The following is a 22,406-nucleotide window of genomic DNA, read 5'->3' on the forward strand; positions in this document are numbered from 1 at the left end:
CGTTGGGACCCGCCCGGCGCGGGTGTAGCGATCGCCGAAGCGGGTTTCCCGGGTCAGGACTGCTTTCGCATGCCGCCCAGTTCTTCGACGATGGCGGTCATTTCGTTGATGCTGAAGGTCGCTTTTTTCTGCACCATGTTGTACAGGTACAGCAGGTCTTCGTAATGGACCAGGTCGAAATCCTCCGGCCGCATGACGGCGGTGTTGGCCATGTTCAGTTTGGACTTGATGCCTTCGATAATCGTCGCCAGGTTTTCCGGCGTGGGCTGGGAAAGGTCCGCCATAATCAATCTCCTCCTCACAGGGTATGGGTAAGGCCGGGACGGTATCGACCGGTGCCGGGCTACTTGGTGAGCTGGCCGCGGGTGACGCCCAACTGGTTGGTCGCTTTCAGCGTCCGCCAGACGTGGGTGCCGCTCACTTCGCCGCGCAGCGCCCGGCGGTAGAGGTCAATCACTTCTTTGACACGCTCCGGCTTTTCCTCCAAAAACTCGACGCGGTAGCTGCCCACGCCCAACTTGATAAATTCATTCAGGTACTCCGCTCCCGACTGGTCGATGGCGTTGTACACCGTGTTGCGGCAGCCGGTATCGACGCGGACCGGATGGGAGAATCCGACGCGGTCGCGCAGCGAGACGCGGTGGGACTCGCACGGCTGGCCGCAGTTGGTATGGTCCGTGCCAGGGCTGAGGAACGTGCAGTAGACGCAGTGCTCCGTATGGAACATCGGCAGGTGCTGGTGAATCACCACTTCGATTTTGGACGCATCCGTTTTGCCAAGCAGGTCCACCATTTGCTGGATGTTCAGATCGTACGAGGCGGTCACCCGCTTGAGGCCGCAGTCCAGGAACAGCTCGACGGCCTTGTGGTTGGCCACGTTGAGCGAGAAATCGCCGATCAGCGGGATGTTCAGCTCGCCGCGGCGGGACATGTAGTAGTACAGCGCGCCCGTGTTGCGGACGAGGATGGCGTCCGGCCTGCTTCTGGCGATCAGCGCCAGCACGCCGTTTTCATCCGGCATGTGGATGCGCATCGTGGCGATGCCGATGGGTTTGCCGTACCGGTGGGCCAGCTTGACCGCATCCGGATACTGTTTGACGAACTCGAAATCGGCGTACAGAAAGTCGACGTCTGTCTGGGCGGCCGCCTCCACCTGCTCCAGCGAGCGGCAGAGCGCTGTCAACAGCGGTTTGTCCACGGGCTGCTTGGCAGGCACATCGGCGTAGACGTCCACGCGCCGCTTCTGGTACACCGGCGGTTTCGTCCGCAGGAAGAGAAGCTGCTCCACCGCTTCCCGCCGCATCCGGTTCAGTTCGCTCACGGGCAGGATCAGGTCGCCGTCCAGATCCGTCGTCAGGTCCTGCACGTTCAGGGAAAACAGGGTGCCCCCCAGCCGGCTCAACTGCTCGTACAGCAGCTCCGGAGTCAGCGGCCGTTTCAGCGCCGCTTCCAGCGGTATTTCCGACTTGACGGTCACCGCGTGGTCGGCGGTTTTGTCCACCCAGGTGACGGACAGCTTTTCGCCCAGCCGGCCGACGACGTGCACCGCGAGCGGAAAGGTGCGGTACGGCTTTTCCGTCTCAAACGTTTTGCGCAGCCGTTTGTCCAGCTCGGGGTCGTTCGTCTTCCAGACGCGGTCGCCGACGTTGACCCGCTGCAGGTTGACGTCGTTTCTCCCCATGACGATTTCGTACAGGCCCTTCTCAACTTCGCCCTCCACCTTTTTGCCGCGGGTGAGGATGTCGTAGACGCGCCCGCCTTCCTCTTTTTGTGTCGGATCGCCGGCGTCAAAGACGATGCCGTCGCCCCGCTTCAGGGGAGCGTTCAGCTCCACCAGCACCGCGTGCTTCAGCACCTTTTTCACGGTGCCGAGAAAGACGCCGCGGCTTTTCGGGAAGGTACCGTCCAGAAGCGTCTTGTTGTTTGTGCCTTTCAAAAACCCGTGCGTAAAGCCGCGGGAAAAGCTCTGCTGCAGCTCGCGGATGTCCTGCTCGCTCGGCGCCGCGTCCTGCCCGGCGAAGTAGCGGTCGATCGCCGCGCGGTATTTGCTGACCACGTTGGCCACGTACTCCGGCGACTTCAGGCGGCCTTCGATCTTGAAAGAGGTGACGCCCGCCTCGATCAGTTCCGGCACCAGGTCGATCGCCGCCAGGTCTTTGGGCGACAGCAGGTAGGCGACGTTGCCCATCTCCTTCTGCACCCCGTCCACGATCAGGTCGTAGGGGAGGCGGCAGGCCTGGGCGCATTCGCCGCGGTTGGCCGAGCGGCCGCCCCACATTTCCGAAGTGAGGCACTGGCCGGAGTAGGAGACGCACAGTGCGCCGTGCACGAACACCTCCATCGGCAGCTTGGCCTTTTCGCCGATTACCTTGATTTCCTTCAGCGAGTTTTCACGCCCCAGCACCACCCGCTCCAGGGCAAACGGCTTGGTAAACTCCACCGCTTCCGGCGAGGTGATCGTCATCTGGGTCGAGCCGTGAATGGGAAAGTCGGGGGAAATTTCGCGGATCAGCTTGACGAGGCCGAGGTCCTGCACGATGACCGCATCCACCCCGGCATCGATACAGGCTTCGATCAGCTCCTGCGCTTCCTTCAATTCATTTTCAAAGACGAGGATATTAAAGGTAAGAAACCCTTTGACTCCGTACATGTGCAAAAACGACATGATGTCCGGCAGTTCGGACATCTGGAAGTTTTCGGCGCGGGCCCGGGCGTTGAACTTTTCCACGCCGAAGTAGACGGCGTTTGCCCCGTTGGCGACGGCCGCGCGCAGACACTCCCAGTTGCCGGCGGGAGCCAGTAGCTCAATATCTTCACGCTTGATACCGTTTCGCATGTGTATGTGAATACCTCCAACGTGTTGAACAGCTCTTCTCCATCATCATAGGGAAATGTCACCGTCTCCGCAAGGAAAACATCGGCCGCAGGCGGGCAGGCAATTCTTCCAGCGATCCGTGCATCCAAAACGTCAGAAGGGCCGGTCACATGATGAACTCATGCGTCCAGCCCTTCAAACACGATGGAGACCTTTTCCTCCATGATTTCCTCCAAGGCCCAGGCTCCTTCGCTGCGCACCCAGTCGTACAGGGCGTTGTAATAGATGTTTTCCAGCATGTTGGCAGCGACGAGCGGATTGAACTTCGCCTTCAGCCGCCCTTTTTCCTGCGCTTCTTCGATCAGGTCTGCAAACAGCTGCCGCAGCTCGTAGTAGACGTTCTTTTCGTTTTCCAGGATCTTGCGGTGCTTCATCGAGGACTCGATCAGCACCTTGATGAAATCGTAATTCTGGATGTTGACCTCGTTCATGATTTTATAGATCCGCAAGACCTTCTGCTTGCAACTGTCTCCGTAGTCCCACTCTTCCCGCCGTTCCTCGATTTCCTGCAGCCGCTCGTATCCCCAGTTGGCGAGAATCGCTTCCTTTGACGTGAAGTGAAGAAAGATGGTGCCGCGGGCGACGTCCGCTTCTTCGGAAATCATGTCAATCGTCGTGTTTTCAAAGCCGTACTGCTTGAACAGCTTGATCGCGGCGTTGAAAATCTTGTCGCGCGTTTCCCGCTTTTTTCGCTCCCTGCGTGTCGTCAAAGGGAAACACCTCCGTTCTGTTACAGTGATTATAGCACAATTGTTCCATTCAAAAGAAATGCGTTTGTCCGTCCAAGCCGGCCTGACGGAAAAAAGGATAGACTTCTCTTTCGACTGGATGTATATTTATATATTATCATGAATAATTATTATTCGGACCGAGGCTTTGAGGAGATGGAGTGGGGGAGTGTAGAATGAGTGTCACAAAGACGTTGACCGTGCGCCAGGCAACCATGAGGGACGTCGACCAGATGCTTGACATTATTAATCAATATGCACAGCAGGGGCTGATGCTGCCGCGGACCAAACTCTCCGTCTGCGAACACCTGCAGTCGTTCATCGTCGCCCACGACGGGGAAAGCGTCATTGGAGTGGCCGGCCTGCATATTCTCTGGGAGGATTTGGCGGAAATCCGTTCGCTCGCCATCGCCGAGAAAGCCAAAGGCATGGGCGTCGGCAAGCAGTTGGTGCTGCATCTCGTAGAGCAGTGCCGCCTGCTGGGAATCAACCGGGTGCTGGCGCTCACCTACCAAAAGGCGTTCTTTGAAAAGTGCGGATTCCGCGTGGTGGCCAAGGAGACGCTGCCGCAAAAGGTATGGAAGGACTGTATCAACTGCTCCAAGCTGCCGATGTGCGACGAGATCGCGATGATCGCGGAGACGGCGACGGCGTAGGCGGGCACCGCCCCCCGACCGGCAGGAAAAGACGCGTGTGTGCGGCAGACTGTATCGGCCGTCGTGCGGGCGCGTCTTTTTTTTTTGCCATTTTTTCTGACACGAGCGGACAAAACTGGATATTTTTTGCTAGGTCTATGGTAATATATTTGTACCATTCATAGAATTTTGAAAAAAGAAACAGGTCGTTGCAAGGGGGCTCATGTTATGAAACTGGGGGCGCGGGTATTGATCGCTCTGCTGCTGACCGGCATTGTGCCGCTGACGGCGGCGGGGGTGTTTGCCTACACGGAGACCAAGCGGGAACTGCTGGAGGGCAGCGCGGCGACGCTGGAGGCACTCCGCAACAGCAACAAGGAGCAGGTGGAAAACTACTTCCGCGAACGATCCAAAAACCTGGAGACGCTGGCGGCGTCCGGTTCGGTGGCGCAGTCGCTGGCGGCCTTCGATGGCGTGTGGAAGCTGGGAAGGGAGGCTCCCGCCTACCAGGAGGCGGAGCAGACGTGGGGCAAGGAACTGAAGATGGAGGTGTCCCGCTACGGATTTGCCAACGCGTACCTGCTCAACGAGAACGGTGACGTGGTGTACCAGACGAAGCCGCAGGCCGACTTCGGCACCAACCTGTACAGCGGCCCGTACAGCGGCACCCCTCTGGGCCAGACCGTAAAACAAGCGGCCAAGGGACTCAGTCTGGAACTGTCGGACGTCAGCCGTTACGAACCGTCCGGCGGCGTGCCCGCCGTCTTCATGGCCGCGCCGATCTTTGCTCACGGGACGGTGATTGGACAACTCGCGGCGGAGGTCTCCCTGGAGTACATCTCCCGCCAGTTGAACCGGCGCGAGGGGTTGGGTGACACGGGCAAAATCTACCTGATCGGGGCGGACAAGCTGATGCGCACCGAATTGGGGAACGGGCAGGAGACGATGCTGCGCCAGAAAGTGGAGACGCCGATTGCCGAACAGGCGCTGTCTTCCGGCAGTACCGCGGGCACGGCCCAGGCCGTCGACTATCGCGGGGAGGAGGTGCTGGTCGCCTACGACCGGGTGCAGGTGGGCAAGCTCAACTGGGCCATCCTGGCGGAGATGGACATGACGGAGATCATGGCCGGGCCCAATCAGATTCGGAACGCCATTGTGGCGTTTAACGGCATTGTACTTGTGCTGGTGGTGGCCATCGCCTGGGGGGCCGCTGCCGGTCTGCGCCGCTCGTTCGCCGGCATGCTGTCCATCGCCGGGCAGATCGGCCGGGGGGATTTTACCGCTCCCTTTCCCGCGAAGCTCCTGAAGCGCTCGGACGAACTGGGGGAGCTGGCCCGTTCCCTGCTCGCCATGCGGGAACAGCTTCATGACATTTTGCGGCAGGTGCGGCAGGCGGCTGCTTCGGTGACGGAATCTGTCCGCGAGATTCACGGCAATACCGCGGAAATCGCCTCCTCCAGCGAGCAGATCACCCGGGTTGTGGAGGACGTGTCGGCGTCGGCCGACAGGCAGGTGGACAAAATGGGGCACACGCTGCATTTGGCGGAGGCGCTGACCGCGAGCGTCAACAGCGTGACCAGCCACGTGGAGCAGGTTACGCTTTCGTCGCGCGAGATGAAGGGCGACGCCGAAGCGGGGCGGCAGGCGGTGGAAGCGGTCATCGCCAGCATGGAGGAGATCGACCGGGCGGTGACGGCCACCACGCAGACGGTACACCGGCTGGAGCAGCGATCGCGTGACATCTCGCAGATTATCGCCGTAATCACGGAGATCGCCCGGCAGACCAACCTGCTCGCGCTCAACGCGGGCATCGAGGCGGCACGCGCCGGCGAACACGGCAAGGGGTTTGCGGTAGTCGCGGGGGAAGTACGCAAGCTGGCCGAAGGGACGAACGCGGCGGCGCAGCAGATCGTGGCGATGATCAACGAGATCCAGAGAAGTACGGCCGCCATCGTGGAGCAGATGGACGACGGCACCCGCACGGTGGCGGAAGGCAGGCGGACCGCCGGACAGTCGGACGAGATGTTTCGCCGGATTGAACAAAATATCCGCCGCGTCTCCGCGGAAATGGAAGGCGTCAGCCAGGCGTTTGCCCGGATGGCTCCGGACGCGCAGCAGGTGGTGGCGGTCGCCCAGGAGGTGTCGGCCGCTTCCCGGGAGGCGGCCGCCGGGGTGCAGGGCATCTCCGCCGCCGTCGAGGAGCAGAACGCGGCGATGGAGCTGATCGTGGCTTCCGCAGACCAACTGGCCGTGCTGGCGGAGCGGCTGAGCAGCTCGCTGACGGCGTTCCGTCTGGACGACATAAAAGAATAGCGGGAACGGCCGCAACGGTTGGCGAAGGGACGGACCCGGTTCCTTCGCCGCTTTCCCAAAAATCGCGCCGTGCCTGGATGGAGAGACCCGAGATGCGGTCTCTTTTCTCTTTATGGGAGGATATCTCCCCCAAAATGTTGAATCATAAGGACGATGGAGTTTCGGGCCGGAGGGAACTAGCGTGCACAAACTAGATTGGGAACTATATCTGCTACCGTTCGAACAAGCCGTGGAAGAAATCAAGGTCAAGCTGAAAAACATCCGCAACGAGCTGCGCAAGCGCAAGGAACACTCCCCCATCGAGTTCGTCACGGGACGGGTCAAGTCCATCCCGAGCATTTACAACAAGGCGAACCGCCTGCAGTTTCCCATCGACGAGAACATCTGCTGGGAGCTCAGGGACATTGCGGGGATCCGGATCATCTGCCAGTTTATCGATGACATTCCGGCCGTCGTGGAAATGATACGACAGCGAAGCGACATGCGCATCTACCTGGAGAAAGATTACGTCTCCAAACCGAAGGAAAGCGGGTACAGAGGGTATCACCTGGCTGTGGAATATCCGTTGATGACGGCGCGCGGACAGGTCACCATTCCGGTGGAAATCCAGATCCGTACGCTGGGCATGAACTTTTGGGCGACCATCGAGCACTCTCTCAACTACAAATACGAGGGGCTCATCCCGTCCGCCATCCGGCAGCGCCTGATCGAGGCGGCCAAAGCGTCCTACAAGCTGGACAGCGAAATGAACAACATCCGCGAAGAGATCAAGGAGGCGCAGGTGGAGTTCACCGCGCAGGAGGTGCCGATGGAGTCGCTCATTTCGCTGGTGGAGCTGGATTTGGATCTGGACGCGGCACAGGCGGCAGAAGACGACAGTACGACGACAGAAGGGACGAAAACGAAGGATGACGAGCGTTAATTGGCTGGAAGAGACGGAAAAGCGGAAAGACGAACTGCTTGCCGCCGTGCGGGAATTTCTGCAAATCAAAAGCGTGCTCGATCCGGCGACCGCCCGGGACGGCGCGCCGTTCGGCGAAGGCATCCGCCGGGCGCTTGACTACGCGCTCAAGGTGTGCGCCGACGCCGGCATGACGGTCAAGGATGTCGGGGGGTACGCCGCCCATGCCGAGTTTGGCGAGGGCGAGGAACTGATCGGCATCCTCAGTCACGTCGACGTGGTGCCGGAAGGGGACGGCTGGAGCTCGCCGCCCTATGCGGCCGAAATCGTGGACGGCAAGATCGTGGCCCGCGGCGCGATCGACGACAAGGGGCCGGCCATGGCCGCCATCTTTGCCGCCAAAATCGTCAAGGAACTGGGGCTGCCGCTGTCCAAGCGGGTGAGGCTCATCTTCGGCACGGACGAGGAGTCCAACTGGCAGTGTGTGAAAACCTATTTCCAAACGGAAGAAATGCCGACGATGGGCTTTACGCCGGACGCCGACTTTCCGCTGATCTACGCGGAAAAAGGGCTGACCGACCTGACGCTGACGCAGACTGCGGACGCGTATGCGGCGCAGCAGCGTCCGCCCGCTGCCCGGCCGGACGCCAAACTGCTGGCGCTGTCGGCCGGCCTTCGCATGAACATGGTGCCGGACAAGGCGGAGGCGACGCTGGAGCCGCTCGCCATGACGGGCGAGGAACTGGCGGAGCGCTATCGCGCGTACCTGCGGGATACCGGTCTGAGCGGAGAGGCGGACGTGCGCGGCGGTCAGGTGCTATTGCGCATGGAGGGCGTTTCCGTTCACGCCATGGATCCGAGCAAGGGGGTAAACGCGGGCACGGAACTGCTTCACTTTTTGGCCGGCCTGGAACTGGACGAACGGGCCCGGCAGTTCGCCCGTTTTACGGATCGCTATCTCCATCGGCAGCACTACGGGGAAGCGATCGGCATTGCCCACGACGACGAGGAGATGGGACCGCTCACCCTCAACACCGGCGTGATCCGCTACGAAGCGGACGGGGATGCCGTGTTTGGCGTCAATATCCGCTATCCGCATTCCCAGCCGTTTGAACGGTGGAGGGCGATTCTGGAGGAGCGGCTGGCGGAAGCGGCTTTTTCGCTGGAGGTGGTGGAGCACCTGAAGCCTCATCGGGTTGACCCGCAGCATCCGCTGGTCACCACGCTGCAGCGGGTGTACACGGAGCAGACCGGGCAGGAGGCCGAGATCATCGCCATCGGCGGGGCCACGTACGGCCGTTCGCTGGTGGTAGGGGTGGCGTTCGGGCCGCTGTTCCCGGGCCGGCCGGACAGCGCCCACCAGCGGGACGAGCACATTCGGGTGGATGATCTGATCAAGGCGACGGCGATCTACGCCCAGGCCATTTACGAACTGGCGAAATGATTACGCAGGCGGCACGTTGCGGAAATTCCGCAGCCGGCCGCCTTTTGTTGTTTTTTTGGCAAGACTGTCATACTATTAAAGGATGTGAAAGGAAGTGATCACCATGGCGAAAACGTTTGCGATGTTTGGCTTTCGACCGGAGCTGATGCAGGGCATTCACGACCTGTTTTATAAAGAGCCGACGCCGATTCAGGCGGAGGCGATCCCCCTCATCCTGGAAGGAAAGGACGTGATCGGTCAGGCGCAGACGGGGACGGGCAAGACCGCCGCGTTTGTGCTGCCGATCCTGGAGCGGCTGCAGCCGGGCAAACGGGACATTCAGGCGCTGATTCTCACGCCGACCCGCGAGCTGTCGATCCAGATTGCCGAAGATGTGGAGAAGCTGGGCAAATACCTGGACGTCAACGTGCTGTCGCTGCACGGCGGGACGGATATTGAGCGGCAGTTGAGCAAGCTCAAGCAGACCGTCCACATCGTCGTCGGCACCCCGGGGCGGGTGCTGGACCACATGAGGCGGGGCTCCCTTCACTTCGGCCGCATCTCCACGCTGGTGCTGGACGAGGCGGACAAGATGATGGAGATGGGCTTTCTCGAGGAGGTCCACGAGATTATCGAGGGGACGCCGCAGCAGCGGCAAATGCTGCTGTTCTCCGCCACCATGCCGGATTCGGTGAAAAAGCTGGCGCAGTACTTCATGAAGCAGCCGCCCCACATCCGGATCGAGGCGAAGCAGAAGACGGTGGAGAGCATCGAGCAGATCTACTACGTGGTCAATCAGAGCGACAAGATGGACGCGCTGGTGGACCTGTTGGAGCGGGAGAACCCGTATCTCTGCATCGTCTTTGCCAACACCCAGGCGCGCGTCCAGCAGCTGACGGCCCGCCTGCAGGAGAACGGCTTCGCGGCGGAAGCGCTGTACGGCGACCTGTCGCAGAACAAGCGGGAACAACTGATGAAGCAGTTCCGCGACATCAAGTTTCAGTATCTGGTGGCAACCGACATCGCCGCCCGCGGTCTGGACGTGGAAGGGGTGACGCACGTCGTCAACTACGACGTCCCCAATGACGTGGAGAGCTACATCCACCGCGTCGGCCGCACCGGACGGGCGGGGCAGAAGGGAACGGCCATCTCCCTCGTCTCCCCCCGCCAAAAGGGCATCATGACCCGCTTCGCCAAGGCGACCAAGGCGCCGATCGAAGAAAAACTGCTGGTGGCGGGCCGCCATCTGGACGCCGGCCGCCGCAAGCGGGCCGAGGAGCGGGAAGCGTACTTTGCCCAACTGCGCGAGCAAAAAGCCAAAGAGCAGTTGAAGGAAAAGGAAAAGCAGCTTGCCCCCGTCCGTGAGGCCCTGAAAAAGAAGCTCAAAGTGAAGCCGGGCTACAAGAAAAAGCTGGCGCGGGAACTGGAAGAGCTGAAGACCCTGTACGAGAAAAACCGCCGTCGCCAAGAGGCAAAGGCAGCCCGCAAGGCGGGGAAGGCGGCCGGCAAAAAAACGCGCGGCAGGGGATAACCGCAGGCGGGAAACCACCGCGAGGAAAGCAGTCCAATTGGGATGGACTGCTTTTTTGCGTGGGCCGGCCAAATGTCCGCAGGAGGAGGCAGCCTTTTCGCCCAAGCTTTTCCTGACGGCTTGAAACGGGTACAATAAACGGGAGGGATGTGGCCCGGGCCTGCCAGCCCAAGAAGGGTCAACACAAGGTGTGAGGAGAAACACGATGAGTCAAATTTGCAGCCAATGCGGTCATCCGATACCGCTTCACGAATCGTCCGGTCCAACCTGCATGCAGTGCGAGCTCGACGAATACCGGATCGTACGGAACTACCTGCGCAGCCACCCCAACTCCAACGCCATGCAGATTGCCAACGCGACCGGCATCTCCATCTCCAACATTTTGCGCTACATCAAAAGCGGCTCGCTGACGATGGTGGACAACGACCGCCGCCGGCCGGGCCGGTAAACAGCAAGAAAAGCGGCAGCCCACCGCGCGAGTGCCTGCTCGCCAGCGGTGGGCCGTTTTCCGTTTGCGGGCCGACATCGGCCTCCCGTCGGGCCTCTTGGGGATCACAGCCAGCGCAGCCCTTTGGGATAATGGTTTTTCAACTGTCCGTCCGCCTGCTTGCCCCAGCCGAGCGGAAACCCGTCCACGGTGACCAGCGTCCAGCCGTTTTCGCCGTCGCGGGCCAACGCCTCTCCCTTCAAGTAGCGCAGCAGCTCGGGGTCATCCGCCGCAAACGCAGCCGTGCGTGCGGCGGCCTCTTGGGGGACGGCCAGCGCCAGCGCGTGGGCCGGTTCCAGCCGGTTCTTTTTCACGGTGCCGAGGTGAAGACCAGCCCGCACCACTTTCAGACCGTCCAGATCAAGGTCAGGCGCCGGGGTGACATACAACTGGTCGCCAAACAGCAGGAAGGCGGCGTCGTCGGCATATCGTTCCGCCACGCCGGGCAGGGACTGGGCCGCGAACGTGCGCCACGCGGCAATCGCTTCCTTCCGTCCGGCTGCCGCCGTTTTCCCGCGCTTTTCCCTGCGCCGCCTGGAGGGGGCGTCCCCCTCGTCGTCCGTCTCTTTGCATAGTTTGGCCAGGTAATGGCCTTCCCCGTCGAGGCGGTGCGGCCAGAGCCGCGCCGAGCGGGCGAGTTCCGGAAGCGGCGGCTCCGCCCACTCGGGTACACCGGGCGCGAACCACTCGGGGTGGGGCAGAGAGGTCAGGGCAAACCCCGGGTTGCGGGCGAGAAAGGACGCGATCGACTGTTCGTTTTCCAGCGGTGCGAACGTGCAGGTGGAATAGACCAGCGTCCCGCCCGGTTTCAGCATGGCCGCCGCGGCGTCCAGAATCTCCTGCTGGATGCGGTGACACTCCGCCACCTTTTCCGGCGACCAGTCGTCAATCGCTTCCGGCAGCTTGCGAAACATTCCTTCGCCGGAGCAGGGAGCGTCTACCAGGATGCGGTCAAAGAAGCGGGGAAACCGCTCGGCCAACCGTTCCGGCGTCTCGTTGGTGACAATGGCGTTGGCGATGCCGAGCCGCTCCACGTTTTCCGAGAGCGCCTTGGCCCGGACGGGATGAATTTCGTTGGCGACCAACAGCCCCTGACCGCGCAGCGCGGCGGCGAGTTGGGTCGTTTTTCCGCCTGGTGCGGCGCACAGGTCGAGCACGGTCTCGCCCGGCTTCACCTGCAGCGCTTCGGCCGGCGACATGGCGCTGGGCTCCTGCAGGTAGTACAGGCCTGCAGCGTGGTACGGGTGTTTGCCGGGGCGTTCCCCTTCGGCATAGCGAAAGCCCTCCGGACACCAGGGAACCGGTTCGAGGGCAAACGGGGAGAGCTGCAAAAAGCGCTCCCTGTCGATTTTCAGCGGATTGATCCGCAGCCCTTGGCTGGGCGGCTGGTCAAAGCCGGCGGCAAAAGCGTCGTACTCGTCTTTCAACAGCGTTTTCATCCGCTCGACAAAAGCGGTGGGCAGTGATCTCATGGTCAGCCTCCGATGTCAGATTTCGACGGGCCCCGAGAGGAAAAGGGAGAATCGTGGCGAATCATTTCAGGATGTGAGGTGAGAACAATTGAGAGAATCCCGCGCGGAACGGCACCGCTCGCGCCGGCGCAACGACTCGGAAGTGAGCCGGTTCTGGATCATGGGCCTGCTCTTCTCACTGCTGGTGCTCGCCTTTGAGTTTCTGATCGACATTCCCGCCGATGCAGCCTGGCTGCAGGATATGGAGATGGCGCTGTTCAGCGCCAGTTTTACGCTGCTCGCCTTTTACCTGCTGGGCCTGACGTTCGTCTTTTCCCGCCAGCAGGAAGCGGGCAAGGTGAATCATCAGGTCATCATTTACGCGTGGCTGGGAGCGATTTTGTTTCACCTGTTCCTGCTGATCAGCAACATGTCCAACCAACACGTCTACAAAGCGGGGATCATTTTATTTTTGGGGCCATTATTTTTAACTGTGTACCATTTTATCACGTACTTGTCCGCTTTGCGCGCGGCTCGTCGGGAGGAGGAACTGGCCACCGCGGCCTCCCACGAACGGGCGGCGTACCAGATCATTCTGGAGGGGACCAAGGTGCACGGGGAGATCAACCGCCTGAAGTCCGCCTACCCCGAGGTGGAGCAGATGCTGAGGGCGAACGACTTCGCCGACAAGATGGAGCGCTGCGTTCTGGAGATGCAGCAGTACCTGCAGGCCAAAACGATTACCCGCAAGGACGTGGAGCTGTTGGAAAGCCACTACTACTACCTGGAAAACCTGCTCGTCCTGGCCAAACAGCATCCCGGTGTGATGGAGTCCCGCGTGTTTGCGCACCGCGACGACGCTCATCCGCTGTAGCGGTCGGCGGCGGAGAAACTGATGAGAAACCAGCATAGAGAGCAAACGAGTACACGCTCTCCCGAACCGGGAGAGCGTTTTTTCGCATGGGCTGTTGCCTGCAAAACGGCTTCTTCCCGGCGGGAGGAGCCCTGGAAGTGGAAGCAAACAAAAACGGCTGAGCAGCCTCGCCGCCTGCCCAGATGAAACGTCCCTTTCCCGGTAAGCCGAAACGGGGAAGGGACGTTTTGCGTCAAACAGAAGGATGCGTGATCCCGTGGAGAGCGGCTGTTCCGGCATGTACCGGGGGCCGGGCGCCTCACCCCCCGCTTCGGCCGGGGGGACGGAAGCGTCACGCCGCTCTCCGCCGCCCCCGGCTCCAGCGCCAGGGCGGCGGAAACGGTGAAACAGTCTCGCTTGTACATCGGCTGCTGCCATCCGACGGCAGTATGAAGGCAGGTTACCCCACTTCTGACGCGAGGAGGATTCGATGATCAGGTCCTTTTCTTTGTTCGCGATGTTGTTGGCGACCATGCTGATCACCTCATTGCTTCCCTGTGCGGCCTCCGCTCCCCAGCCGGGGATCCCGGTGGTGACGGAGGCGAATCTGGCCCGGGCATGGGGGACGCTGCACGAAAAAACCTACGCGTTTCCCAACGGCGACCGCTACTGGGTCAAACGGTTGGAAGCGGGTACACACGACCAGCCGTACACGTTTTCCCTGTTCCTGCCGGGCCGGACGGGGACGTTCCGGTACATCCGGTACGCGGACGGCGACCCGCAAAAGCCCGTCTGGAGCGTCGTCAACCTGGAGGAGACGGCCCAACTGCCCAACGCGCCCGGCTTTCTCGAAACGCCCGACCGTCACGTCTGGATTGGTGCGCCGATCGTCTACCGGCCGTTGGGCAGGGGGACGATCGAAGAGAAGCGGGAGCATTTTTTGCCGATAGCCGTGCACAAACAGGCGGGCGGTTTTGCGCTGGAGATCCGGATGCCGGTCCAAGCCGGATTGGTCAGCGAGATGTGGGCGCTGGAATCCAGCCATCCGCTGGTTCCCTGGGAAAGGGAGCAGTTCGCCTCCATCTGGCTGGCGCTCGATCTGCAGCGCAAGGCAAAGTGGCTGTACGACGGGTACTACTACCAATCGCCGAGCACCTATGTTCCCTCTTCCCCAGACGCGTACTGGCGCATTCCCGAAAACTACGTGCTGCGCTCCCTGCTGTTCACCGGTCAAAGCCGGGCGGCCGAGGACATGGCGTACGTCATGCTGGATACGTCGGTGCAGAATCAGGAAGCGGAGGGGTACTGGAAGACGCTTCCGCTGTCGGAATGGCTGTGGCAGGAGTACGGCATCCCGGACGGGTTTTTTGACACCCGGTTCAACACGGGCGCGGCCGAACTGATGCTGGAGGGCTGCAGGCAGTACAGGGACGCCCGCTTTTGTCAGGCGGCGCAAAAGTACGCGGCCTTTTTCCGCGATTATGCGGCCCGCCACCACTTCGTCGTCGACGGCGTGAATGTCGGGTGGCTGGTGGCCGATTACGCCCACCCCGGCGGGAACCGAAAGACCCACGTTTCGCTCAATCACCAGTTGGCGGAGATCAACTTCCTGCTGAACATGTACGTGCAGTTTGGCAATCCGACCGACAGGGAACTGGCGGCGATCATGCTGAATGGCGTCGTCAATCTGGGCGCCAAGTGGGTGGCGCCGAACGGAGACCTCTACTATGCGCGATTCCCCGACGGATCGTTCGGCCGTACCGACTATCCCTATCTGACCTACAATGACCTGCGGGAGACGCAGAGGCTGTATGGGACCGTGTACGGCCGGGAAGAGCCGGAGCTCGACCGGCTGATACGCAGCAAGCGGGCGTGGATGGACGCCAACGGGGTGGTCAATCCGTTTCCGGAGTAGGCGAGCAACAGCGAGGTGCCGCGCGGGCACCTCTGTTTGTTTTTCTTTCAGCAAGGCGCTTTCTCCAGCGCAAACAGGGTCATGAAACTGAGGGCTTCCCGCAGTTCCGCCGAAAGACGGCCGGCCAGCTCGGCGGGCACGCCGTCCTTGTAGACCGGCACCTCTTCCAGAAGCTGAAAGCCGTTTTCGGCGGCCAACTGCCTGGCTTCCCACGGCATCATCGTGTTCTGGATCGTCTCTTCGCCGTACAGGCGCCGGTAGCTGTGGGCCCGCGGGCCGGCCGTGGGGCCGAGTATGCCCAGGAGCAGCACGCCGCCGGGGGTGAGCAGACGGTGCAGCTCGCGCAGGGCGGCCAGCGGCGATGGCGTGAACTCGGTCACGTTGATGCAGAGAATGCCGCCAAAGCTGGCGTCGGCAAACGGCAGCGACGAGACGTCGCCGGTCTGAAACCGGACGGGCCAATCCTTTCCGCGTACCCGTTCGTTTGCCAACCGGATCATTTCCTCGGCAATGTCCACGCCTTCCACCCGATAGCCGTTTGCGGCCAGTTTGAAGCTGGCGTAGCCGTCCCCGCAGCCGGCATCCAGTACCGGTCCCGCTTCCGGCCGGACATGCCGCATAAACATCGGCAAAACGGTGCGGCGGCTGCCCGTTTCCCACATGGCTCCGCTGCGCGCATGCCAGTCGGCGGCAAATTGATTCCACTGTTTTGCCGCCTCGACGCTCCATTGATTCATGTCAACCTCCAACCCCTTTCGCAATCGACGTGTCTCCCATCGCTTTTCGGAAAAACTTCACTTCGGGCAAACTTTCTTCTTCATTGTACCAGGAGCGGCTGCAGCCGCGTACTTTATTGAATGAAAGCGTTCGCGCGTCTGCGCGTTATCCGGTGTTCTTGCGGGAGAAAACGCTTTCCATGTACGCTCATGATAACGACAAAATCATCTCAATTGTTGTAACATTTTGAAAAAACAGGAGGGCGGAAGCGATGAGCAGCACCGATTTCTTTCCGATTCAAGACTGGGACTACGTGGAGTTTTACGTGGGCAACGCCAAGCAGGCCATGCACTACTTGACCAAGGCGTTCGGTTTTCGGGCCTGCGCGTATGCCGGACTGGAGACGGGTTTGCGCGACAAGGTGTCTTACGTGCTGAAGCAAAACCACCTCACCTTTGTCGTGACGGGGACCCTCACTCCCGACGGACCGATCAGCGAGTTTGTGAAATTGCACGGCGACGGGGTGAAGGACGTGGCGCTGCGCGTCGAGGACTGCGAGCAGGCGTTTCGCGAAGCTGTCTCCCGCGGCGCCGTGCCGGTGATGGAGCCGACGGTGTTCAGCGATGAGCACGGCACGATCAAAAAGGCGGTCATCGCCACCTACGGGGACAACGTCCACTCCTTCATCGAGCGAAAACAGTACAGCGGGCCGTTCTTCCCCGGCTACGTCGCCTACGAATCCCCGGTGGAGGCGGAAGGCACCGGCCTGATCGGCATCGACCACATCGTCGGCAACGTGGAAGTGATGGACGAGTGGGTGCAGTACTACCAGAAAGTGATGGGCTTCACCGCCGTGCAAAACTTCAGTGACGAAGATATCTCCACCGAGTACTCCGCGCTGATGTCCAAAGTGATGCAGAGCGGCACCGGACGGATCAAGTTTCCCATCAACGAACCGGCGGAAGGACGCCGCAAGTCGCAGATTCAGGAATTCCTGGACTTCTACAGGGGACCGGGCGTGCAGCACATCGCCCTCTTGACCAACGACATCGTCGACACGGTTTCCAGGCTGCGGGCCAACGGCGTCGACTTCCTCCACGTGCCCGATACGTATTACGACGAGCTGAAAGACCGGGTCGGGGAAATCGAGGAGGACGTCGATACGCTGCGCCAGCTTCGCATCCTGGTGGACCGCGACGACGAAGGCTACCTGCTGCAGCTCTTCAGCAAGCCGATCGTCGACCGCCCGACGCTGTTTGTGGAAATCATTCAGCGCAAAGGGGCGCGCGGCTTTGGCAACGGCAACTTCAAGGCGCTGTTTGAGGCGCTGGAGCGCGAGCAGGAACGGCGCGGCAACCTGTAAGCCGCATGGACCTGACGCCATGCCCCCGGACCTTCCCGGGGGCTTTTGGTATTTTCAGTCTTGCGCGACGATTCTATTGACCGGGCGGCTGCCCGCTGGCGATAATGAAAGCATCAGTTTGACCGAAAAAAGGAGGGGCGCCGATGAATTTGTCCCTGATGGTGCCGCTGGCGGAGCGGACCGCCGTGCTGGTGGTGGCCGCGCTGCTGTTTACCCGCGTCAAGGCGTTCCGCAGTTTGCTGAACCAACGGGCGACTTTCAAGGATAAAGCGGTGATGGTGCTGATCTTTTCCGCCATCTCCATTCTCGGAACCTACAACGGCATCTGGTACCTGGACGCGATTGCCAACTCGCGCGTGATCGGCACGGTGGTGGCGGGCCTCTTGGCCGGGCCCTGGGTGGGGCTGCTGACCGGGCTGGTGGCCGGCATCCACCGGTACACGCTCGGCGGCTTTACCGACCTCGCCTGCGCGATCTCCACGATCAGCGAAGGGCTGCTGGCCGGTCTCGTCTACCAGTTCCGCCGCTCCCGGGAGATTCGCTGGACGACGGCGCTGGCCGTGGGGTTCATCGCCGAATGGATGCAGATGGGCATCATCCTGCTGGTGGCCAGACCGTACGCGGACGCGCTGGCGCTGATCAAGGCGATCAGCGTGCCGATGTCGGTGGTCAACGCGCTGGGCATCGCGATCCTGATCATCATCATCGACCTCGTCAAGACGGAAGAAGACCGGATCGGCGCCCTGCAGGCCCAGCGGACGCTGCAGGTGGCGGACAAGACGCTCTCCTACCTGCGGCAGGGCCTGACCTACGAGTCGGCGAAAAAGGTGGCGGAAGAGATTTTGCGCACGACCCGGGTGGCGGCGGTGGCGATCACCGACACGAAAACGGTGCTGGCCCACGTCGGTGCGGGCTCGTCCCATCACGTCGTCGGCCAGGCGATTTCGACCAAGGCGACCCGCGAGGTGCTGGCCACCAAAGAGGTGAAGATCGCCCGCACCAAGGAGGAAATCGGCTGCCGGGAGCCCAACTGTTCGCTGCGCTGCGCCATTCTCGTGCCGCTGATGCGGAAGCGGGGGGAGATGGCCGGCGTGCTGAAGCTCTACCAGGACCGCTCCCGCAAGCTGTCGGCGGTCGACCTGGAACTGGTGCGGGGACTGGGCAACCTGATCTCCACCCAACTGGAATTGGCCGATCTGGAGCGGCAGGCGCGCCTTCTGGCCGATGCGGAGATCAAGGCCCTGCACGCGCAGATCAACCCGCACTTTTTGTTCAACGCGCTCAACACGATCGTGTCGTTTATCCGCTTTCGCCCGGAGCAGGCGCGGGAGCTGCTGATCCATCTGGGCGAATACTTCCGCCGCAACCTGCACGACTCCGGCGGCTTTGTGACGCTGGCGGAAGAGCTGGAGCACATCGAGGCCTACCTGGCGATCGAGCGGGCCCGCTTCGGGGAAAAACTGCGGGTGGAGTACGACATCGAACCGGGGGTGGACCGCTATCTGGTGCCCGGTCTGGTGCTGCAGCCGCTGGTGGAAAACGCCGTCAAGCACGGCCTGCTGCCCAAGCGGGAAGGGGGCGTCGTGCGGATCGCCGCCCGCCGCCGGGACCGGCAGACGCTGGAGCTGTCGGTGGCGGACAATGGCGTCGGGATCGACGGCGATCCGTTCGTGCCGCCGCCGCATCCGGACGGCAAGCGCCGCCTCTCCGGGATCGGGCTGTCCAACGTCCGCAGCCGGCTGCAGTCGATCTACGGCGAGCCGTACGGAATCGCGATCGAGAGTGAAAAGGGGAAGGGAACGACCTGCGTCATACATCTGCCGATAGGAGTGAAAGCGCATGCTGAAAGCGTTCATCGTGGATGACGAAGCGCCCGCCCGCGCCGAGCTTCGCTATCTGCTGGAACAATTTCCGGACGTGACGGTGATCGGGGAGGCGGCGAGCGGTGAGGAAGCGATCGAATCCATACCCGGGGCGGAACCGGACGCCGTCTTTCTGGACATCCACCTGCACGACCGTGACGGCGTGGATGTCGGCCAGGAACTCTACGAGTCGATGGGGAACCCGCCCGTCATCATCTTTGCCAGCGCGTACGAGATTCACGCCGTGCGCGCCTTCGAGACGGACGCGGTGGACTACATCGTCAAGCCGTTCAGCGAACACCGCCTGGAAAAGACGATCAACCGGGTCCGCCGGCTGCGCCGGCAAAGCGAAGCGGCACAGGCCCACGCCCCCCATCTGGAGGAGCGGCTGAACACCCTGCTCCAGTCCGTCCTGGCCCACCAGCAGCCGCGCCGCATCCCCGTGGAGAAAAGCGGCAAGATCATGCTGATCGATCCGAACGACATCGTCTTCGCCACGCTGGACGGCCGGTACGCCACCATTTACACCGAAGCGGACCAGTACGCCACCTCGTTTACCCTGCAGGAGCTGGAGAGCAGGCTGTCCCCGCACCAGTTTTTCCGCACCCACCGGGCCTACATCGTCAATCTGTCGAAGACGGCGGAACTGGTGCCATGGTTCAAGGGAGCGGTCCACCTGGTGATGCAGGACGCGCGCCGGACGGAAGTGCCGGTCAGCCGAAACGTGGTGAAGGAACTGAAAAAGCGGCTGGGGTTCTAATGGAAGTACCGCTCGTTCATGCGCCGTTATCGCCGTTCATGTCTCCATTTGTACTGTTCGGACAATTTCCATTCTTCGCACTGCCCCTTCCGTGATACGGTATGGTTAGGTTTTATGTCTTTATTCATAGGCAAGGGGGAAGGACCAATGAAAAAATGGCTGCTCTCAGCCCTGATCTGGGGCGGGATTGCCGCCTTGGGCGCGATCGGATTCGGCTTTTTGGCGCTCTCCCGGGGCGAACACGTCAACTCGTTCTGGCTTCTGACGGCCGCGATCTGTACGTATGCCGTCGCGTACCGGTTCTACAGCCGCTTCATCGCGAAAAAAATCATGGGCCTGGACGACAACCGGGCCACGCCGGCGGAAGTGAACAACGACGGCAAGGACTTTGTGCCGACGAACAAATGGGTGCTGTTCGGCCACCACTTTGCGGCGATCGCCGGGGCCGGCCCGCTCGTCGGTCCGACGCTGGCCGCGCAGATGGGCTACCTGCCGGGGACCATCTGGATTATCGTCGGGGTGGTGCTGGGCGGCGCCGTCCAGGACTTCGTCATCCTGTTCGGGTCGATGCGCCGCAACGGCAAGACGCTCGGCCAGATCGCCAAGGAAGAGATCGGGCCCTTCGGCGGCGCGCTGGCGCTGGTGGGCATCCTGGCGATCATGGTGATCCTGATTGCCGTTTTGGCGATGGTTGTTGTAAACGCTCTCGCGGAATCGCCGTGGGCGACGTTCACCATTTTCATGACGCTGCCGATTGCCCTGCTGATGGGCCTGTACATGCGCTACATCCGTCCGGGACGGGTACTGGAAGGCTCGCTGATCGGTCTGGCGCTCTTGTTCCTGTCGCTCTGGTGGGGGCAGGCGGTGGCCGCTTCGCCCACCTGGGGACCGGCCTTTACGTTCAGCAAGGTGCAGCTCGCCTGGATGATCATCATCTACGGGTTCATCGCGTCCGTCCTGCCGGTCTGGCTGCTGCTGGCGCCGCGTGACTACCTGAGCTCGTTTTTGAAAGTCGGCACGATTGCCGTGCTGGCGGTCGGCATCCTGCTGACGCTGCCGCCGCTGCAGATGCCGGCGCTGACCAAGTTTATCGACGGCACGGGCCCCGTGTTTGCGGGCAATCTGTTCCCGTTCCTGTTCATCACCATCGCCTGCGGCGCGGTCTCCGGCTTCCACGCGCTGGTGTCGTCAGGGACGACGCCGAAGATGATCGCCAAGGAATCGCACGCGCCGCTGATCGGCTACGGCGGGATGCTGATGGAGTCGGCCGTCGCCATCATGGCGATGATCGCCGCCTGCGTGCTGACGCCGGGCATGTACTTTGCGATCAACTCGCCGGCTGCCGTGATCGGCGTCGACGCCGCCGCCGCGGCGCAGACGATCAACAGTTGGGGCTTTACCATTACACCGGACCAGATTACCGCGATGGCAAACGACATCAAGGAGAACACGATTCTCTCCCGGACCGGCGGAGCGCCGTCGCTGGCGATCGGGATGGCGACCATCTTCTCCGGCATCCTCGGCGGCAAGGCGTTGATGGCCTTCTGGTACCACTTTGCGATCCTGTTTGAAGCCGTTTTCATTCTGACCACGATTGACGCCGGCACCCGCGTCGGCCGCTTCATGGTGCAGGATCTCCTGGGCAACGTGTTTCCGAAAATGAAGCGGGTGGATTGGATGCCCGGCAACCTGATCGGGTCCGCCCTGATTTCGGCCGGATGGGGGTACTTCCTGCTGCAGGGCGTGATGGACCCGCTGGGCGGCATCTATACGCTGTGGCCGCTGTTCGGCATCGCCAACCAGATGCTGGCCGCGATCGCCTTTGTCGTCGGGACGACGCTCATCTTCAAGATGGGCAAGGCCCGGTACTCCTGGGTCACGCTGGTGCCGATGGCCTGGCTGACCGCCGCGACGCTGACGGCCGGCTGGCAAAAGCTGTTCCACAGCGACCCGAAAATCGGCTTCCTCTCCCATGCCGAAGCGTTCCAGAAGGCGCTTGACGCCGGCACCCTGCCCAAAGGCGTCAAGTCGGTGGAAGCCGCGCAAAAGATGATTTTCAACGACCAGATTGACGCCGTTGTCTGCGCCATCTTCATGGCGATCACCATCGGCATCATTCTGGACGGCCTTCGCCTGTGGATCAACATCCTGCGCGGCAGGCAGTATCCGCTGTACGAGTCTCCGTACGTCCAGTCCAAAGGGGACAATTACTACGACGGGAAAGGGCATCACGTGGCATGAGACGCAGGTGGAGAGCGATTCGCCAGTCGCTGCGCAAGGTACGTTCGACCATCAAGACCATCTTCGGCATGCCGGACTACGACCGCTATCTGCAGCATTGGTACGCGACCCACGCCAAACCGGGCATGTTTCCGATGACGGAGCGGGAGTACTACATGTACGCGCTGCGGGAGCGGTATGAAAAAGGCGGGGTGACGCGCTGCTGTTAGACGCGCGCGGCCGCTGGCACACAAGAGGAAACGGGAGGTCCGGCTGACGGGCCTCCCGCCGCTTTCCGGCTGTCCGGCGGCAGACAGGCGCGTCGACAACCGGGACAGACGGAACGGTGTATCGGCAGGCAAAGTATGGTAC

The 22,406-nt window shown here is 61.7% G+C and carries 18 protein-coding genes; 13 read left to right on the forward strand and 5 right to left on the reverse strand.

Annotation, left to right across the window (positions count from 1 at the left end; genetic code table 11):
- Positions 1-53: 53 nt before the first annotated feature.
- The 3 genes from A6764_RS05970 to A6764_RS05980 form a co-directional block, all read right to left on the reverse strand.
- On the reverse strand, positions 54-284 hold the full coding sequence (locus A6764_RS05970; protein ID WP_029098587.1) for a DUF1128 domain-containing protein: 231 nt from the start codon (positions 282-284) through the stop codon (positions 54-56).
- A gap of 59 nt (positions 285-343) precedes the next feature.
- Positions 344-2,836 carry a U32 family peptidase gene (locus A6764_RS05975; RefSeq protein WP_065067068.1) on the reverse strand — a complete coding sequence of 831 codons (2,493 nt, stop codon included), beginning with the start codon at positions 2,834-2,836 and terminating at the stop codon, positions 344-346.
- Positions 2,837-2,994: 158 nt separating this feature from the next.
- Positions 2,995-3,585, reverse strand: coding sequence for a TetR/AcrR family transcriptional regulator (locus A6764_RS05980; RefSeq protein WP_029098589.1), 591 nt, complete (start codon positions 3,583-3,585; stop codon positions 2,995-2,997).
- Positions 3,586-3,779: 194 nt separating this feature from the next.
- On the opposite strand from A6764_RS05980, the gene A6764_RS05985 reads away from it, so the two are divergent.
- The 6 genes from A6764_RS05985 (at position 3,780) to A6764_RS06010 (ending at position 10,854) form a co-directional block, all read left to right on the forward strand.
- A complete protein-coding gene (locus A6764_RS05985; protein ID WP_029098590.1) occupies positions 3,780-4,259 on the forward strand; it encodes an N-acetyltransferase in 480 nt (159 codons plus the stop codon).
- 207 nt (positions 4,260-4,466) lie between these two features.
- Positions 4,467-6,551, forward strand: a complete 2,085-nt coding sequence (locus A6764_RS05990) for a methyl-accepting chemotaxis protein (RefSeq protein WP_035299759.1) — start codon at positions 4,467-4,469, stop codon at positions 6,549-6,551.
- Positions 6,552-6,732: 181 nt separating this feature from the next.
- Positions 6,733-7,473, forward strand: coding sequence for a GTP pyrophosphokinase (locus A6764_RS05995; protein WP_029098592.1), 741 nt, complete (start codon positions 6,733-6,735; stop codon positions 7,471-7,473).
- On the forward strand, positions 7,460-8,896 hold the full coding sequence (pepV, locus tag A6764_RS06000) for a dipeptidase PepV (RefSeq protein WP_065067067.1): 1,437 nt from the start codon (positions 7,460-7,462) through the stop codon (positions 8,894-8,896). Before A6764_RS05995 ends, pepV begins: the two co-directional genes overlap by 14 nt.
- 103 nt (positions 8,897-8,999) lie before the next feature.
- Positions 9,000-10,406 (forward strand): DEAD/DEAH box helicase, encoded by a 1,407-nt coding sequence (locus A6764_RS06005; protein ID WP_065067066.1) that lies wholly within the window; start codon positions 9,000-9,002, stop codon positions 10,404-10,406.
- 205 nt (positions 10,407-10,611) lie between these two features.
- Positions 10,612-10,854 (forward strand): hypothetical protein, encoded by a 243-nt coding sequence (locus tag A6764_RS06010; RefSeq protein ID WP_029098594.1) that lies wholly within the window; start codon positions 10,612-10,614, stop codon positions 10,852-10,854.
- Between the two features lie 104 nt (positions 10,855-10,958).
- On the opposite strand, the gene A6764_RS06015 is transcribed toward A6764_RS06010, so the two are convergent.
- Positions 10,959-12,365 (reverse strand): RsmB/NOP family class I SAM-dependent RNA methyltransferase, encoded by a 1,407-nt coding sequence (locus A6764_RS06015; RefSeq protein WP_264622449.1) that lies wholly within the window; start codon positions 12,363-12,365, stop codon positions 10,959-10,961.
- Between the two features lie 88 nt (positions 12,366-12,453).
- Here A6764_RS06015 and A6764_RS06020 point away from each other — a divergent pair, with 88 nt between their 5' ends.
- Complete coding sequence (locus A6764_RS06020) at positions 12,454-13,218, forward strand: hypothetical protein (RefSeq protein ID WP_029098596.1); 765 nt, start codon at positions 12,454-12,456, stop codon at positions 13,216-13,218.
- 469 nt (positions 13,219-13,687) lie between these two features.
- Positions 13,688-15,112 (forward strand): hypothetical protein, encoded by a 1,425-nt coding sequence (locus A6764_RS06025; RefSeq protein ID WP_065067065.1) that lies wholly within the window; start codon positions 13,688-13,690, stop codon positions 15,110-15,112.
- A gap of 47 nt (positions 15,113-15,159) precedes the next feature.
- On the opposite strand, the gene A6764_RS06030 is transcribed toward A6764_RS06025, so the two are convergent.
- Positions 15,160-15,849, reverse strand: a complete 690-nt coding sequence (locus A6764_RS06030; RefSeq protein WP_065067064.1) for a class I SAM-dependent methyltransferase — start codon at positions 15,847-15,849, stop codon at positions 15,160-15,162.
- Between the two features lie 251 nt (positions 15,850-16,100).
- On the opposite strand from A6764_RS06030, the gene hppD reads away from it, so the two are divergent.
- From hppD to A6764_RS06055, 5 genes are all read left to right on the forward strand, one after another.
- Entirely contained in the window at positions 16,101-17,192 is a 1,092-nt protein-coding gene (gene hppD, locus A6764_RS06035) for a 4-hydroxyphenylpyruvate dioxygenase (protein ID WP_065067063.1), read from the forward strand.
- Positions 17,193-17,335: 143 nt separating this feature from the next.
- Entirely contained in the window at positions 17,336-19,057 is a 1,722-nt protein-coding gene (locus tag A6764_RS06040; RefSeq protein ID WP_044897246.1) for a sensor histidine kinase, read from the forward strand.
- Positions 19,032-19,814, forward strand: a complete 783-nt coding sequence (locus A6764_RS06045; protein ID WP_035299767.1) for a LytR/AlgR family response regulator transcription factor — start codon at positions 19,032-19,034, stop codon at positions 19,812-19,814. Before A6764_RS06040 ends, A6764_RS06045 begins: the two co-directional genes overlap by 26 nt.
- 147 nt (positions 19,815-19,961) lie before the next feature.
- Positions 19,962-22,055, forward strand: a complete 2,094-nt coding sequence (locus A6764_RS06050) for a carbon starvation CstA family protein (RefSeq protein ID WP_065067061.1) — start codon at positions 19,962-19,964, stop codon at positions 22,053-22,055.
- Entirely contained in the window at positions 22,052-22,264 is a 213-nt protein-coding gene (locus A6764_RS06055; protein ID WP_029098603.1) for a CstA-like transporter-associated (seleno)protein, read from the forward strand. Before A6764_RS06050 ends, A6764_RS06055 begins: the two co-directional genes overlap by 4 nt.
- Positions 22,265-22,406 lie beyond the last annotated feature (142 nt).

Source organism: Brevibacillus sp. WF146 (assembly GCF_001673705.2).
GTDB classification, from domain to species: Bacteria; Bacillota; Bacilli; order Brevibacillales; family Brevibacillaceae; genus Brevibacillus; species Brevibacillus thermoruber.

Coding starts and splice junctions, on each gene's coding strand:
- A6764_RS05970 (WP_029098587.1), bottom strand. CDS start 284: ATGGCGGACCTTTCCCAGCCCACGCCGGAAAACCTGGCGACGATTATC.
- A6764_RS05975 (WP_065067068.1), bottom strand. CDS start 2,836: ATGCGAAACGGTATCAAGCGTGAAGATATTGAGCTACTGGCTCCCGCC.
- A6764_RS05985 (WP_029098590.1), top strand. CDS start 3,780: ATGAGTGTCACAAAGACGTTGACCGTGCGCCAGGCAACCATGAGGGAC.
- A6764_RS05990 (WP_035299759.1), top strand. CDS start 4,467: ATGAAACTGGGGGCGCGGGTATTGATCGCTCTGCTGCTGACCGGCATT.
- pepV (WP_065067067.1), top strand. CDS start 7,460: ATGACGAGCGTTAATTGGCTGGAAGAGACGGAAAAGCGGAAAGACGAA.
- A6764_RS06005 (WP_065067066.1), top strand. CDS start 9,000: ATGGCGAAAACGTTTGCGATGTTTGGCTTTCGACCGGAGCTGATGCAG.
- A6764_RS06010 (WP_029098594.1), top strand. CDS start 10,612: ATGAGTCAAATTTGCAGCCAATGCGGTCATCCGATACCGCTTCACGAA.
- A6764_RS06015 (WP_264622449.1), bottom strand. CDS start 12,365: ATGAGATCACTGCCCACCGCTTTTGTCGAGCGGATGAAAACGCTGTTG.
- A6764_RS06025 (WP_065067065.1), top strand. CDS start 13,688: ATGATCAGGTCCTTTTCTTTGTTCGCGATGTTGTTGGCGACCATGCTG.
- A6764_RS06030 (WP_065067064.1), bottom strand. CDS start 15,849: ATGAATCAATGGAGCGTCGAGGCGGCAAAACAGTGGAATCAATTTGCC.
- hppD (WP_065067063.1), top strand. CDS start 16,101: ATGAGCAGCACCGATTTCTTTCCGATTCAAGACTGGGACTACGTGGAG.
- A6764_RS06040 (WP_044897246.1), top strand. CDS start 17,336: ATGAATTTGTCCCTGATGGTGCCGCTGGCGGAGCGGACCGCCGTGCTG.
- A6764_RS06045 (WP_035299767.1), top strand. CDS start 19,032: ATGCTGAAAGCGTTCATCGTGGATGACGAAGCGCCCGCCCGCGCCGAG.
- A6764_RS06050 (WP_065067061.1), top strand. CDS start 19,962: ATGAAAAAATGGCTGCTCTCAGCCCTGATCTGGGGCGGGATTGCCGCC.
- A6764_RS06055 (WP_029098603.1), top strand. CDS start 22,052: ATGAGACGCAGGTGGAGAGCGATTCGCCAGTCGCTGCGCAAGGTACGT.